The sequence below is a fragment of the Methylobacterium sp. PvP105 genome (assembly GCF_017876975.1).
Lineage (GTDB): Bacteria > Pseudomonadota > Alphaproteobacteria > Rhizobiales > Beijerinckiaceae > Methylobacterium > Methylobacterium radiotolerans.
In genome coordinates, this window is sequence record NZ_JAGIPA010000001.1 from 2,618,363 (window position 1) to 2,633,283 (window position 14,921).

Consider the following 14,921-nt stretch of genomic DNA (forward strand, 5'->3'; position numbering starts at 1 on the left):
TCGCGCACCCTGCCGGTCACCGGCCGGGCGGGCGATGCACTTATCCGGCCAGATCGGCGCCGGCCGCGCCGACCGGGGCGCGCGAGGGCACCCCGAGGGCGGACTCGAAGGCGGCGACGTCCGAGACCCAGCCGAAGAAGGTCTCGATATTGGCGAGCGCCGCGCGGTGCAGGCTCTCCGGTCCGGCCTGGTGCGTGGCGTCGGCCAGCACGATCCCGAAATACTCCCGGTGGAACCCGTCCCGCAGGGTCGACTCGACGCAGACGTTGGTGGCGATGCCGGTGAAGACCAGCGTGGTCACGCCCCGGGCCCGCAGGGTGCTGTCGAGGGGCGTGTTGTAGAAGCCGCTGTAGCGGGGCTTGCCCATCACGATGTCGCCGGGCTCCGGCGTCAGGGCATCCACCAGCGCGTAGTCCCAGGATCCCTTGGCGAGGAGCTGCGTGTTCGCTTCAGGATTCCGACGCATGGTCTTGAGGGCGTTGGATTTGTGCCAGTTCGGCGAGCCCGGGCCGCCGGCCTCGACATAGGCGGGGTCCCAGCCGTTCTGGAACCACAGGACCGGGATGCCGGCGGCGCGCGCCGCCGCCACCGCCCGGGCGATCCGGGCGATCACCGGGCCGGTGCCCGAGACGTCGAAGCCGGCCCGGTCGAGGTAGCCGCCCGGGCTCGCGTAGGCGTTCTGGACGTCCACGACGATGAGGAACGTGGTCGCGGGATCGAGGGCGATCGGCTCCGGGCGGGCCGGCAGGACGACGCCGCCGTGCCGACCCTGGGCGTCGCGGAAGCCGGCGGGCTGGTCCATCGGATAGGTCGTCGGGCGGTCCATCAGGCGACCTCGGGCAGAGCTGCCGCCGTCACGTGCCGGCGCGACCGCATCAGGGGCTGGATCCGGGTCCCGAAGGCGTCGAGGCCCTTGAGGAAATCGTCGAAGACCAGCAGCACGCCCTCCACCCCGTCGATGGTCATGACGGCGTCGAGCATCGCGGCCACGCTGGCGTAGCTGCCCACCAGGGTGCCCATGTTGAGGTTCACCGCCGAGGCCGGGTCGGCGAGCTGGCGCACGTTGGTGTCGCTGCCCGACTTGGTGTCGGCCGCGCCCTGCGCGCCGAGCCACGCGATCGCCTCGGCATCCGCGCCCGCCCTGTAGTGCGCCCAGGTCGCCATGGCGGCGTCGTCGGTCTCGTCGGCGATGATCATGAACAGCGCGAAGGCGGTCACCCGTCGCCCGGTCCGCGCGCTGGCCTCGGCGAGCTTCTCGACCACGGGCGCGAAGGCGGTCGGCGTGTTGAGCCCCTTGCCCAGGCAGAAATTGTAGTCGGCGTACTGGGCCGTGAAGGCCAGCCCGGCGCCGCTCTGGCCGGCGCAGATGATCTTCACCGGCGCCTGCGGCCGGGGGCTCAGCCGGCAATCGTTCATCTGGAAATACGCGCCCTTGCGGTCGCTGGCGCCCGTCTCCCACAGGTCGCGCAGGATCTGCGCGTACTCGGCCAGGTAATCGTAGCGATTGGCAAAATGCGCGTCGCCCGGCCACAGGCCCATCTGGTCGTATTCCGGCTTCTGCCAGCCGGTGACGAGGTTCAGGCCGAAGCGCCCGTCGGAGATCGAGTCGATGGTCGCCGCCATGCGGGCCACGATGGCGGGGGGCAGGCACAGGGTCGCCGCGGTGGCGAACAGCCGGATCCGGGTGGTGACGGCGGCGAGCCCCGCCATCAGGGTGAAGGATTCGAGGTTGTGGTCCCAGAACTCGGTCTTGCCGCCGAAGCCGCGGAGCTTGATCATCGACAGGGCGAAGTCGAGCCCGTAGCCCTCCGCCTTCAGGGTGATCGCCTTGTTGAGCGCGAAGCTCGGGCGGTACTGCGGGGCGTTCTCCGACAGCAGCCAGCCGTTGTTGCCGATCGGGATGAACACCCCGACGCTCATGGCCGGCGCCGGACGGGCCTCGGCGCTGTCGTCCGCGTGGCTTCGCATCATCGTCCCGCGCTCCGCCCGGTCGGTTCCCCGCCGGAACCGAGTCGGCCCGCGGAGGCTCGCAAAACCGCGGCGGAGGGTCAAACCCGCGGCGCCCGGCGGGTGCGAAAATGCCCATCTTTCCAGCGACTTGCACAACCAGGGCGCGATGTCTGCCCAACCCGTGCGCGCTTCCCGAACGGCCGCGCTTGCCCGCCGGGACGCGCTTCCGCGCGGCCCGGTGACCGGCGACGGCGCGGCGATCATCGTCGGCACCGCGGCCGACATTGTCGTGGGCGCGGCGGAGACCATCTTCATGGGACGAAGACGGATCTCGGTCCGACTCTGCCGGAGTGACAGCGATGCGCGCCTGGTCCGTCCTGCTCCTCGTCCTGGGCCTCGCGGGGCCGGCGGCGGCCGACGAGACGGGGCGCGCGGCGGCCCGGGCGGTCATCGCCAAGCAGGCGCAGGCGCTCGGCCGCGACGACGCGCAGACCGCCTACGAGCAGGCCGCGCCGGGGATCCGGGAGCTGTTCCCGAATGCCGACCTGTTCATCGGCATGGTCCGGAACCAGTACCGTCCGGTCTACCGTCACCGCAGCTTCGTGTTCGGCGAGGCGCGGGACACGGACGCGGCGGGCGTGGTCCAGTCGGTGGCGATCCAGGACGAGTACGGCGTCGACTGGACGGCCGAGTACAGCCTCGCCCGCGACGCGGACGGGCAGTGGCGCATCACCGGCTGCCGCCTGACCAGGGCGCCCGGCACGCGCGCCTGAGGGCGCCCCCGGGGGGCGCCCGCCGCCGGTGCGGCGGGCGCGGGAGGGGGCTCAGGGCCGGAAGGTCGCGAGCTTCTCGAGCATCTGCAGGGTGACGTCGGCGCAGGCCTTGGTCGTGTCGTCGTCGGCGCATCTCACGTCGACCCGCGCGTCGCCGCGCTCCAGCACGATGTGGGCGGCCCGCGACGGCGGCGGCGGTGGCGGCGGCGGACCGTCGGGGCCGCGCGCGCGCCGCGGCTCGCCGGGGGGCGGCGGCGGGGGCGGCGCGCCGGCCTCGGGGCCGGGCCTCGGGCCGCCGGGCGGCGGCGGGGTCTGCGCGAGGGCGACGGTGCCGGACAGCAGCGCCGCGACGCCCGCGAGGGCGATGATTCGGGTCATGTCGGCTCTCTCCGAGACGGGATCCGCCCGGCAGCTCGGGGGCAGCGGGGCGGTCCGGCTCTAGGACGCGGCCGGGCAACCGGCCCTGAACCGGCCCGTTCAGCCCCGGTTTAACCGCCGGCTCCGTCCCGTGCGCGGACCGGTCCCGGGCCCGTGTCCCGGCGACGCATTCAGGGCTTTCGACAGGTCCGCCCGCATCGTGTAGAGGGGGCGCCTTCCCTCGGAGGACCCTGTGCTCCACGTCTCGACTCGCGGCGAGGCCGCGCCGCTCTCGTTCTCGGACGCGCTCCTGGCGGGCCTCGCCCGCGACGGCGGGCTCTACGTGCCGCAGACCTGGCCGCAGATCGGCCATCCGGAGATCGCCGCCCTGGCGGGCCGGCCCTACGCGGAGGCCGCCAAGCGGGTGCTGCGCCCGCTGATCGACGGCGACATCGCCAGGCCGGACCTCGACCGGATGATCGACGCCGCCTACGCGACGTTCCGCCACCCGGCGGTCTGCCCCCTGACCCAGCTCGACGACAACCTGTTCCTGCTGGAACTCTTCCACGGGCCGACGCTCGCCTTCAAGGACGTGGCGATGCAGCTGCTCGGGCGGCTGATGGACCACGTCCTGGCCGAGCGCGGCGCCCGCGCCACCATCGTGGGCGCGACCTCGGGCGACACCGGCTCGGCCGCCGTGGAGGCCTTCGGCGGCCTCGACCGGGTCGACGTGTTCATCCTCTACCCGCACGGGCGCGTCTCGGAGGTGCAGCGGCGGCAGATGACCTCGGTGCCGGCGCAGAACGTCCACGCGCTGGCCGTCGACGGCACGTTCGACGATTGCCAGAACCTCGTCAAAGCCCTGTTCCAGCACGCCGATTTCGCCGATGCGGTGCGGCTGTCGGGGGTCAACTCGATCAACTGGGCCCGGGTCGCCGCGCAGGCGGTCTACTACTTCACCAGCGCGGTGGCGCTGGGCGCGCCCCACCGGCCGGTCTCCTTCGCGGTGCCGACCGGCAATTTCGGCGACGTGCTCGCCGGCTGGGTCGCCAAGCAGATGGGCCTGCCGGTCGGGCGGCTGATGATCGGCACCAACGCCAACGACATCCTGGTGCGCACCCTGGAGCACGGCGCCTACGAGCTGCGCGGCGTGGTCCCCACCACCTCCCCCTCCATGGACATCCAGATTTCCTCGAATTTCGAGCGTCTGCTGTTCGAGGCGCTCGGGCGCGACGCCTCGTCCCTGTCGCGGCTGATGGCCGGGCTGAAGCAGTCCGGCGGCTTCTCGCTGAGCCCCGAGGTGCTGGCCACGGTGCGCTCGGACTTCGATGCCGTGGCGGTGCCGGAGCCCGACGTCATGGCGGAGATCGCGCTGACCCAGGCCGCCACCGGCGTGGTGCTCGATCCCCACAGCGCCATCGGCGTGCGCGCCGGGCGCCGCCTCCTGGAGCAGGATCCGGCGACCCCGGTGGTGGCGCTGGCCACCGCGCATCCCGCGAAATTCCCGGACGCGGTCGCCAGGGCCACGGGCGGCCTGCGCCCCGCCCTACCCCCGCACCTCGCCGACCTGATGGACCGGCCCGAGCGCCTGACCCGGGTGGCCAACGACCAGGCCGCCCTGGAGGCGCTGATCCGCGAGCGCGCCCGCATCGCGAGGGGCGCGTGAGCTTGGCGCGGGTCACGCGCCCCTCCCCCTCTCCCGCACGGGAGAGGGGATCCGCGCCGCATCCGGCCCCCTCCGCGACGAGCCGTCGATGAACCAGCATTTCTCAACGCACGCCGCCTCGCCGTCCCTGCGCACCACGCGGCTTCCGAACGGCGTCACGGTGGTGACCGAGCCGATGCCCGGGGTCGCCACCGCCAGCCTGGGCGTCTGGGTCGGGGCCGGCTCGCGCAACGAGCGGGCCGACGAGGCGGGCCTGTCCCACCTCATCGAGCACATGGCGTTCAAGGGCACCCGCACCCGGTCGGCGCAGAAGATCGCGGAAGAGATCGAGAATGTCGGCGGCGAGATCAACGCCGCGACCTCCACGGAGGGGACGAGCTACACCGCCCGGGTGCTCGGCGAGGATGCCGGTCTCGCCCTCGACGTGATCGGCGACATCCTCACCGACTCGGTGTTCGACGCGGGCGAGCTCGCCCGGGAGAAGGGCGTCATCCTGCAGGAATACGCCGCCGTCGAGGACACCCCCGACGACGTGGTCTACGACGCGTTCACGGAGGCCGCCTTCCCGGACCAGCCGGTCGGCCGGCCGATCCTCGGGCGGCCCGAGACGATCCGGAGCTTCGACGAGGCCGGGATCCGCGCCTATCTCGACCGGGAGTACACGCCGGACCGCATCGTCGTGGCGGGCGCCGGCGCCGTCGCCCACGAGGCGATCGTGGCGGCGGCCGAGCGCCATTTCGGCGCGCTCCCCGCCAAGACCGCCCCCGCCTCCGTGCCGGGCGTCTACGGCGGCGGCGAGCGGCGGATGCCGCGCAAGCTCGAGCAGGCCAACGTGGTGATCGGCCTGCCGGGCCTCTCCTTCCGGGACGAGCGCTACTACGCGCTCCACATGTTCGCGCAGGTGCTGGGCGGCGGCCTGACCTCGCGGCTCTGGCAGGAGGTGCGCGAGACCCGCGGCCTCGCCTACGAGATCCAGGCCTTCCACTGGCCGTTCTCGGATTGCGGCCTGTTCGGCATCGGCGCCGGCACCGCCGGGGCGGACCTGCCCGAACTCGTCGACGTGACGCTGGCGGCCACCGCCCGGGCGGCCCGGGACCTCGACGCCACCGAGATCGCCCGCGCCAAGGCGCAGCTGAAGGTCTCGCTGCTCTCGGCCCTGGAGACGCCGGGCGGGCGCATCGAGCGCAACGCCCGCCAGATCCTGGCCTGGGGCCGGGTGATTCCCGCCGGGGAGGTGATCGACAAGGTCGACGCCGTCACGGTGGCGGATGTCCGGGCCGCGGCGGCCGCGATGCTGCAGGGCACGCCGACCCTGGCGGCGATCGGCCCGATCCGCAAGCTGCCCGCCCTCGACAGGATCGCGGGCGCGCTCCGGGCCGCCTGAGACCGACGCCGTCTCCGCGCTCGCGATGACGGAGAGGGCGGCAGAACGGCCGCCCCCGCCCCGCCCAACTTGATTTGGCCGCAAAGGGGCGCGATCCGCGGGCGGTGGACCGGCCCCGGGGCGACCTTGCCCCAGGTCGGGCCCGCGCCTATCGATCGAGGCCGCCCGGGCGGCCGATGCCGAAGCTCGCACGGCCGGAAGTCAAGACACCCTTGCGCATCCTCGCCCTCCTCCTGACCCTGGTCGGCGGTCTCGTCGGTGCCCTCGCGCTCACGCTCGCCGCGAGCGCGCCCGCCCGGGCCGTGGAGGCGGTCCGCGTCACCCTCGACGCGCCGGTGATCGACCTGACGACCGCGATCGAGCGCTACCGCTCCGACGGCGACCTGATCCAGATCTCCACGGCGCCCGGCAAGGACGGCATCGTCCGGCGCATCGTCGTCAAGGCGCGCGACGCCGGCGCCCGGCCCGACTGGATCGTGTTCGCGCTCACCAACGACACCGACGAGCAGATCGACCGCATCCTGGTCGCCCCGCATTTCCGGCTGGTCGATTCCGGGGTGATCTGGCCCGATCTCGGCGGCTCGCGCATCGCCGCCATCACGGCGAGCCAGGGCATCCGGCCCGAGCGGGACGAGAACCCGGAGGCCGACCAGTTCACCATCACGCTGGATCCCGGCGCCACCGTCACCTACGTGGCCGAGCTGCGCGGCTCCAACGTCCCCCAGCTCCGCCTCTGGGACCAGGACGCCTACCGGCGCAAGACCGCCGGCCTGACCCTCTACAAGGGCATCATCATCGGGATCAGCGGCCTGCTCGCCCTGTTCCTGACCATCGTGTTCGTGGTCAAGGGCGCGATCATCTTCCCGGCCGCCGCCGCGCTCGCGTGGTCGGTGCTGGCCTATGCCTGCATCGATTTCGGGTTCCTGCAGCGGGTCTTCCCGGTCACCGAGCTCGCCGAGCGGGTCTACCGGGCCTCCGCGGAGGCGGTGCTCGGGGCGACGCTGCTGGTCTTCCTGTTCGCCTATCTCAACCTCGCCCGCTGGCACGTGCGCTACAGCCACGTGGCGTTCTTCTGGCTCGCCTTCCTGGCGGGCCTCGTCGGGCTCGCGGTGTTCGACCCGCCGGTGGCGGCGGGCGTGGCGCGGATCTCGATCGCCGCGGTGGCCGGCATCGGCCTGCTGCTGATCGTCTACCTCGCCGCCCATAACGGCTACGACCGCGCCATCCTGCTGGTGCCGACCTGGCTGCTTCTGGTGGTCTGGGTCACGGCGGCGGGCTTCGCGGTCACCGGCCAGATCGGCAGCGACCTCGTGCAGCCCGCCCTGATCGGCGGCCTCGTGCTGATCGTGATGCTGATCGGCTTCACGGTGCTCCAGCACGCCTTCGCGGGGGGCGGCCTCAGCCACGCCCTCGTGTCCGACACGGAGCGGCGCGCGCTGGCGCTGACCGGCGCCGGCGACGTCGTGTTCGACTGGGACGTGCCCGCCGACCGCGTCTTCGTCGGCCCGGAGATCGAGGGCCAGCTCGGCCTCGCCCGCGGCACCCTGGAGGGGCCGGCGACCAACTGGCTCGGCGCGCTCCACCCCTTCGACGTGGAGCGCTACTCGGCGGCCCTCGACACGGTGATCGAGGAGCGGCGCGGGCGCATCGTCCACGATTTCCGCCTGCGCTCGGAGGCCGGCACGTTCTTCTGGTACCGGCTGAAGGCGCGGCCGGTGATCGGCGCCGACGGCGAGGTGATCCGGGTGGTCGGCACCATCGCGGACGTCACCGAGATCAAGACCGCCGAGGAGCGCCTGCTCCACGACGCCGTGCACGACAGCCTGACCGGCCTGCCGAACCGCGAGCTGTTCGGCGACCGCCTCGACGCGGCGCTCGCCTTCGCCGGCCAGGACCAGCGCCTCAAGCCCACCGTGATCGTCCTCGACGTCGACCGGTTCAAGGGCATCAACGACGCGATCGGCCTGTCGGCGGGCGACTCGATCCTGCTGACCCTGTCGCGGCGCCTCGGCCGCCTGCTGCGGCCGCAGGACACGCTGGCCCGGGTCGCCGGCGACGAGTTCGCGGTGATCCTCCTCTCCGAGCGCGACCCCGACCGGATCCTGGCCTTCGCCGAGATGATCCGCCGGGCGATCGCCACGCCGATCACCTACGCGGACCGGGAGATCTTCCTGACCGTCTCGATCGGGCTCGCGCTCTACGAGGCGGGCGCCAACTTGAAGCGCGACGAGGTGTTCAAGAGCGCCGAGATCGCCATGATCCAGGCCAAGCGCAACGGCGGCGACCGGATCGAGGTGTTCCGCGCCCACATGCGCACCGACCGCTCGGACCGGCTGATGCTGGAGAGCGACCTGCGCAAGGCGATCGAGCGCAACGAGATGCGGGTGCTGTTCCTGCCGGTGGTGCGCCTCGAGGACCGCACCGTGGCGGGGTTCGAGACCGTGCTGCGCTGGGACCATCCGAAGCTCGGGCGCATCCCCGCCTCGACCTTCCTGCCGCTCGCCGAGGAGAGCGGCTTCGTGGTCAATCTCGGCATCTTCGCCCTGGAGCGCACCGCCCTGGAACTCGCGGCGTGGCAGCGCTCCCTGGAGGTCGAGCCGCCGATCTTCGCGGCCTGCAACCTGTCCTCGCGCCAGCTCCTGCGCCACGACCTCCTGCACGACGTGAAGACCGTGCTGGCCCGCTCGGGGGCCCTGCCCGGCTCGCTCAAGCTGGAATTCAGCGAGAGCCTCGTGATGGAGAACCCGGAATACGCCGCCCAGATGCTGGCGCGGATCCACGACCTCGGGGCGGGCCTGTGCCTGTCGGATTTCGGGACCGGCTACTCGGCCCTCTCCTACCTGCAGCGCTTCCCGTTCGACACGATCAAGGTCGACGCGACCTTCGTGCGCCAGATCGGCACCGGGCAGACCGCGATCCTGCGCTCGATCGTGCGGATGGCGAGCGAGCTGAACCTCGCCATCGTGGCGGAGGGCTGCGAGTCCGAGGCCGACGCCCAGGCCCTCGCCGGGCTCGGCTGCGAGTACGCCCTGGGCCCGGCCTTCGGCGAGCCGATGACCATGCTGCAGGCCCGCCAGATCGTCGGCGCCGCCCCGGAAGCGGCCTGAGATCCGGTCCGGACCGGCTTGCCCGGCAACACGGCCGACCGACGATCCGCGCGGCGACGGGTGACGCGCCGAGGCCGGCCCAGATCGGGCGCCTGCAGGACCGCTTCGCGAAGCTGCGGCCGGCCTGAGCCGTCCGGCGGCCGCGGTGCCGGCGCTCCGGGATCTCGGGCGCGAGCCTGGCGGCTACGGCACGCGGGACGCCCACCACGCGCCGGTGGGGCGACCCGGCCGGGACCCAGGAGCCGGGACTCGGCGCGGGGACTTCACCCCGAAGGTCCGGGGGCCTGGACCGAGACCTGCGCGCCGGTCGCCGGCGTGCGCGGCGCGTGCGGATGGCCCAAGGGCCGCCTCAGGGCTCCGACGCGGCGAAAGTCGCGGATCGGTTTAAGTCCGCCTTAACCATGTCCGATCAAGCTCCTGTTGATAGGCGGGCCCTTCAGCGCCCGCGATGGGGATGGGTCGGATGGCCGAGGCGGCACGGCGTTACCAGCAGGCAGGCGGCTCGGACCTCGTGCGCCGCCTGATGGCCCGGCCGGTCCGGCTGGAGCAGCAGGTCCGGACCCGGATGCCCCTCCGCGACCCGCGTCCCGTCGACGCGCGCGCCGAGGCGTATGCCGAGACGTTCGCCGACGACGCGGAGGCGCGGGACGAGGCCGACGAGATCGCCCGCCTCGAGGCTGAGCTGCAGGTGATGAAGGCGGTGCTCCGGGCCCAGCGGCAGGAGGTCGAGTCGCTGCGGGCGCAGCGCCAGCTCCTCACCGAATCGGCCCCGACCGACGATGTCCGCGCGACCCGCGAGCGCTGGGCGGCCCTGGTCGACTCGCTCCTGATCCGCGCCCGCTGATCCGTCACCAGGGCATGCGGGGGAGAGCCATGGGCGCGCGCTGCTCGCTCGTCGTCAACGGTCGGTCGGTCCGCGTCTCGACCGGCGACACGCCGCTGGAGGCGGCGCTGGCCGAGGGCATGATCGCGCCGCTGCAGGCGCAGCCCGGCAACCTGCTCGCCGGCCAGAATCTGGCCCAGGGCCTGGCCCAGGGCGGCGCCGCGCCGTCCGGCCGCCGGCACCCGGTCCGCCGGGCCCGGGCCGAGGCCCTGCGGCCGGCCCTCCCCGGCGCCCCGATCCAGGGCCAGGAGGAGGCGCCGCCGCCGCCCGTCGCCGTCCGCAAGGGGACGGTCACGGAGATCCGCCGGCTCAGCCCCGGCATCCTCGAGATCGTCGCGACCCTGACCCGGCGCCCGACCGGCGAGCCCGGCCACCAGGCGCTGGTGACCTTCGCGGGGCTGCCGACGCGGACGCTGTCCCCGACCCTGCGGGTCGACGGCACCACCGAGATCAACGACGCGGTGTTCCACGTCGCCCGCGATCCCGAGGGCGATCCCCTCGACGGGCTCCGCCTCGACCAGCCGGTGCGGCTCAAGGGACCCGTCGGCCGGGGACAGTACCGCCCCGGGGGCGGCCGGCTCGTGCTGGTGGCGGCCGGCGCCGGCTTCGGCGCGATCTGGGCGATCGCCCGGGCGGCCCGCTACGTCGAGCCCGCCCGCGAGATGGCCCTCGCCGTCGGCGCCCGCGACGCCCTGGACCTCTACATGCGCGAGAGCCTGGACTGGCTGCGCCGCACCGGCGTCGGCCGGATCGTGCTCTGCGCCGATCGCGGCCGCCATCGGCCGCCGGACGTGCGCTCCGGCCCGCTCAGCGCCCACCTGCCGAGCCTGCGCGCCACCGACGTGGTCCACGTGGCGGGCGACGTCTCGACGGTCGGCGCCGTGCAGGTGCTCGCCGCCTCGGTGGGCGCCCGCTGCTACCCGATCGTGGTCGACTGACCGCCGTCGCCTCGACGCGGCGGCGCCCGGCTGCTACCGGCGCCGGGCCGGCCGCACGGGGCCGATCCTGAGCCCGATCCGAGCCCCGATGGTCCGCGTCCTCTGCCTCGGCTACAGCGTCACGGAGCTGCCGGGCTACGTCGAGCGGGCCAACGCCCTGGCCGAGGCCGAGGGCCGCCCGGTCACGTTCCTCCGCAGCGGCTGGGGCGGCCATTCCCTGCCCTCCATCGCCGCCTTGATCGACGAGATCCTGGACGCGCTCCCCTGCGACCGCGTCCTCCTCGAGCTGTTCACCGGCAACGTCCGCTACTTCGACGGCGCGACGATGCGGGCCTATCTCGACGACATCCTCGCGGCGACCGCCCGGCGGGACCTGCCCGTCGCCTTCCTCAACCTCCACCAGGGCGGGGTCGACTACGCGGCCGAGCCCGTCGCCGGCCTGCTGGCGGAGTACCGCGCCCTCTACGGGATCCCCTATCTCGACATCGCCGCCCCGGTGGCGGCCGCGGGCGCGGGCGACATCACCTACCTGCTGAAGGACGCGACCCACGTCACGCCGGCGGGCGCCGACCTCTACGGCACCCTGGTCTACAGCTTCCTGCGCGCGCCGCCGCCGGGCCGGGCCTACATCGACCGGTTCCGGACCCTGCCGGGCCGGTTCGAGGCCCTGCCGCTGCGCGCCCTCCCCGGCCTGACCTGCGGGTTCGCCCTGCGCCGCAACGGCATCCCGCTGGACTTCCTGGAGATCCCGGAGGGCACGGGCGTCGCCGTTCCCCTCGGGTGCCCCCGCGACGTGATCGGGCTCCTCGTGACCTACGGGCCGCAGGCGGGCACGCTGACGGTCGCGGACCCGGCGACCGGGCGGGCACAGGCCCTCGTCGCCTACGACGCGTTCTCCTACTACACGCGCTCGATGTTCCGCAGCGTGACCTTCCCGGGGGCGCGCGCGCTGACGCTCGCGCAATCGGCGGAGCGCCCGGACATCGCCCTGCGCAAGGGCGCGCCGGATCCGGGCCCGCGGGTCGGGCGGGTGTCGCACGTCGTCTGCCGGCGCAGACTGGGCCTCGCCCCGCGCGCCGCCCGCCTGCTTCACCGGTTGCGGCGCGGCCTGTGCCGCGTCTGGCTGCGGGTCGGCCTCGTCCGCGGGGCCTGAGAGCCCGCGCCGGGCACCAGACAGGCCGCGGGGCGGGGATCGGTCCGATCCCCGCCCCGGCGGTTTGTCGGTCCGACCGGCGGTTCAGCCGAGCCGGACCCGCCAGATCTCCTCGGCGTACTCGCGCATCGCCCGGTCGGAGGAGAACCACGCCATGCGGGCGGTGTTGCGGATCGCCTTGGCCCACCAGCCGCGCGGGTCGCGCCACGCGGCGTCGATGGCGCGCTGCACCCGCCAGTAATCGTCGAAATCGGCGGTGAGCAGGTACTGGTCGCGCCGGCGCAGGTCGTCGGTGAGCGGCCGGAACCGGCCCGGCTCCTCCGGCGAGAACCGCCCCGCGGCGATCATGTCGAGCGCCGCCGCCAGCCGCGGCGAGGCCTGGATCGCCCGGGCCGCGTAGTCCGGCTCGGCCTGCCGGGCGCGGACGCCGTCGGCCTCCAGGCCGAAGATGAAGATGTTCTCCGCCCCGACATGGTCGCGGATCTCGATGTTGGCGCCGTCGAGGGTGCCCACCGTGAGCGCGCCGTTGAGGGCGAACTTCATGTTGCCGGTACCCGAGGCCTCCATGCCGGCGGTGGAGATCTGCTCGGACAGGTCGGCGGCCGGGATGATCGATTCGGCGAGGCTCACCGAGTAGTTCGGCAGGAACACCACCTTCAGCCGGTCCGCGACCTCGGGATCGTCGTTCACCGCCTTGGCGACGTCGCAGGCGAGCTTGATGATCAGCTTGGCCTGGACGTAGCTCGGCGCCGCCTTGCCGGCGAAGATCTTCACCCGGGGCGTCCAGTCCCGGTGGGGCTCGGCCTTGATCGCCTGGTAGAGCGCGACCGTCTCGACCACGTTGAGGAGCTGGCGCTTGTACTCGTGGATGCGCTTGACCTGGACGTCGAACAGCGCGGCCGGATCGACGTCGATGCCGGTGCGCTCGGCGATGAGCGCCGCCAGGGCCTCCTTGCGCTCCCGGCGCACGGCGGCGTAGCGCGCCACGAAGGCCGGATCCTCGGCGCGGGCCTCCAGGCCCCGGAGCAGCTCGGGATCGTCCAGCACGCCGGCGCCCACGGTCTCCACCGCGAGCCGGGTGAGGCCGGGATTGGCGTTGTGGAACCAGCGGCGAAAGGTGATGCCGTTGGTCTTGTTGACGATCTTGTCCGGGTCCAGCGCGTGCAGGTCGGAGAAGACCGTCGAGCGCATCAGGTCGGTGTGCAGGGCCGAGACGCCGTTGACCCGGCGCGCGCCGTGGAAGGCGAGGTGCCCCATCCGCACCCGCCGCCCGTGCGACTCGTCGATCAGCGAGATCGACGCGAGGTAGGCCGCATCCTGGCGGCCGTGCTTGGCCTGCTCCTCCAGGTGCATCCAGTTGATCAGGTAGATGATCTGCATGTGGCGCGGCAGCAGCCGCTCCATCAGCTCCACCGGCCAGGTCTCCAGCGCCTCGGGCAGGAGGGTGTGGTTCGTGTAGTGCAGCGTGTGCGTGGTGACGTGCCACGCGTCCTCCCAGGAGAGGCCGTGCCCGTCGAGCAGGACGCGCATCAGCTCCGGCACCGCGATCGCCGGGTGGGTGTCGTTGAGCTGGATCGCCGCGTGGTCCGGCAGGGACCGGACGTCGCCGCGCTCGGCCACGTGGCGGGCCACGAGATCCTGAATCGAGGCCGCGGTGAAGAAGTATTCCTGGCGCAGGCGCAGCTCCTGGCCCTCGGCCGAGGAATCGCTCGGATAGAGCACCCGCGAGATCGCCTCGGCGCGCATCCGCGCCGCCACCGCGCCGACGTGGTCGCCGCCGTTGAAGCGGGCGAGGTCCACCGGCTCGCCGGCCTCGGCCTTCCACAGGCGCAGGCCGTTGACGTGGCGGCCGCGCCAGCCGACCACCGGCACGTCGTGGGCCACCGCCCGCACGGTCTCGGCCGGCTGCCAGTGGCGCCGGATCACCCCCTCCTCCGGCGACGACAGCGTGACGCTGCCGCCGAAGCCGATCGTGTAGGTCGCCTCGGGCCGGGCGAATTCCCAGGGGTTGCCCTCGGCGAGCCAGGTCTCCGGCGCCTCGCGCTGCCAGCCGTCCTCGAAGGACTGGCGGAACAGGCCGTGGTCGTAGCGGATGCCGTAGCCCATGGCCGGGATGCCGATGCTGGCCATGCTCTCCATGAAGCAGGCGGCGAGCCGCCCGAGGCCGCCGTTGCCCAGAGCCGCGTCCGGCTCGGCCTCCTGCACGGCGTCGAGATCGATCCCGAGCTCCCGGAGCGCGCTGCGGGTCGTCTCGGTGAGGCCGAGATTGTTCAGCGCGTCCGACATCAGCCGGCCGATCAGGAATTCCAGCGACAGGTAGTAGACGCGCTTGTTCGGCACGCCGCGCTCCGAGGCCAGCGCGGCGGCCACGATCCGCTCGCGCAGGGCCAGCGCGGTCGCGGCGAACCAGTCGCGCGGGCGGGCGGTCTCGGGCGTGCGGCCCAGCGCGAAGGTGAGCTTGGCGCGGATCGCCTCGCGCAGGTCCACCACCGCGTCGCCGCTGCCGGCCAGCACCGGGGCGGTCCAGGCGGCCGGGGCGGGCGCCTCGGCGGCGCGCTCGTCGCGCGCGACATCTTGTGGCACAGGCCGGGTCAGAACATCGTTCAACACGTGCGGGTCCCCCAAAGTCGTCGCCCCGGATTCTAGCGCCGGGGGTATCGTGGGCGGATTATCTCTTTTGATGGATTGCCGCCGCATGAACGGACGGGCG

Annotated in this window: 11 protein-coding genes; 7 read left to right on the forward strand and 4 right to left on the reverse strand. The window is 73.3% G+C overall.

The window, feature by feature from the left end; translation table 11 throughout:
* Positions 1-40: 40 nt before the first annotated feature.
* Together rutB and rutA are read right to left on the reverse strand one after the other, a co-directional pair.
* Positions 41-826 carry a pyrimidine utilization protein B gene (rutB, locus tag J3A75_RS12515; RefSeq protein ID WP_274852544.1) on the reverse strand — a complete coding sequence of 262 codons (786 nt, stop codon included), beginning with the start codon at positions 824-826 and terminating at the stop codon, positions 41-43.
* The gene (gene rutA, locus J3A75_RS12520; RefSeq protein WP_053622500.1) at positions 826-1,920 is read right to left on the reverse strand and encodes a pyrimidine utilization protein A; all 1,095 of its coding nucleotides are present in this window, start codon (positions 1,918-1,920) and stop codon (positions 826-828) included. The genes rutB and rutA overlap by 1 nt, the downstream gene beginning before the upstream one ends.
* 389 nt (positions 1,921-2,309) lie before the next feature.
* Between rutA and J3A75_RS12525 the strand changes: the two genes are divergently transcribed.
* Positions 2,310-2,723, forward strand: a complete 414-nt coding sequence (locus tag J3A75_RS12525; RefSeq protein WP_209650260.1) for a DUF4864 domain-containing protein — start codon at positions 2,310-2,312, stop codon at positions 2,721-2,723.
* Between the two features lie 51 nt (positions 2,724-2,774).
* On the opposite strand, the gene J3A75_RS12530 is transcribed toward J3A75_RS12525, so the two are convergent.
* Complete coding sequence (locus J3A75_RS12530) at positions 2,775-3,101, reverse strand: hypothetical protein (protein ID WP_209650261.1); 327 nt, start codon at positions 3,099-3,101, stop codon at positions 2,775-2,777.
* Between the two features lie 232 nt (positions 3,102-3,333).
* Here J3A75_RS12530 and thrC point away from each other — a divergent pair, with 232 nt between their 5' ends.
* From thrC to J3A75_RS12560, 6 genes are all read left to right on the forward strand, one after another.
* A complete protein-coding gene (thrC, locus tag J3A75_RS12535; RefSeq protein WP_063110520.1) occupies positions 3,334-4,746 on the forward strand; it encodes a threonine synthase in 1,413 nt (470 codons plus the stop codon).
* 88 nt (positions 4,747-4,834) lie between these two features.
* Positions 4,835-6,130 carry a M16 family metallopeptidase gene (locus tag J3A75_RS12540; RefSeq protein ID WP_024830459.1) on the forward strand — a complete coding sequence of 432 codons (1,296 nt, stop codon included), beginning with the start codon at positions 4,835-4,837 and terminating at the stop codon, positions 6,128-6,130.
* Positions 6,131-6,306: 176 nt separating this feature from the next.
* Positions 6,307-9,237 (forward strand): EAL domain-containing protein, encoded by a 2,931-nt coding sequence (locus J3A75_RS12545; RefSeq protein ID WP_012318573.1) that lies wholly within the window; start codon positions 6,307-6,309, stop codon positions 9,235-9,237.
* Positions 9,238-9,700: 463 nt separating this feature from the next.
* Positions 9,701-10,081, forward strand: coding sequence for a hypothetical protein (locus tag J3A75_RS12550; protein WP_024830457.1), 381 nt, complete (start codon positions 9,701-9,703; stop codon positions 10,079-10,081).
* Positions 10,082-10,110: 29 nt separating this feature from the next.
* Positions 10,111-11,058, forward strand: a complete 948-nt coding sequence (locus J3A75_RS12555) for a ferredoxin--NAD(+) reductase (RefSeq protein ID WP_012318575.1) — start codon at positions 10,111-10,113, stop codon at positions 11,056-11,058.
* Between the two features lie 88 nt (positions 11,059-11,146).
* Positions 11,147-12,211: an SGNH/GDSL hydrolase family protein gene (locus J3A75_RS12560; protein ID WP_209650262.1), complete on the forward strand. Its 1,065-nt coding sequence runs from the start codon at positions 11,147-11,149 to the stop codon at positions 12,209-12,211.
* 84 nt (positions 12,212-12,295) lie between these two features.
* Here the strand turns inward: J3A75_RS12560 and J3A75_RS12565 are convergent, their stop codons facing one another.
* Positions 12,296-14,821 (reverse strand): glycogen/starch/alpha-glucan phosphorylase, encoded by a 2,526-nt coding sequence (locus J3A75_RS12565; protein ID WP_409518663.1) that lies wholly within the window; start codon positions 14,819-14,821, stop codon positions 12,296-12,298.
* Positions 14,822-14,921: the final 100 nt, after the last annotated feature.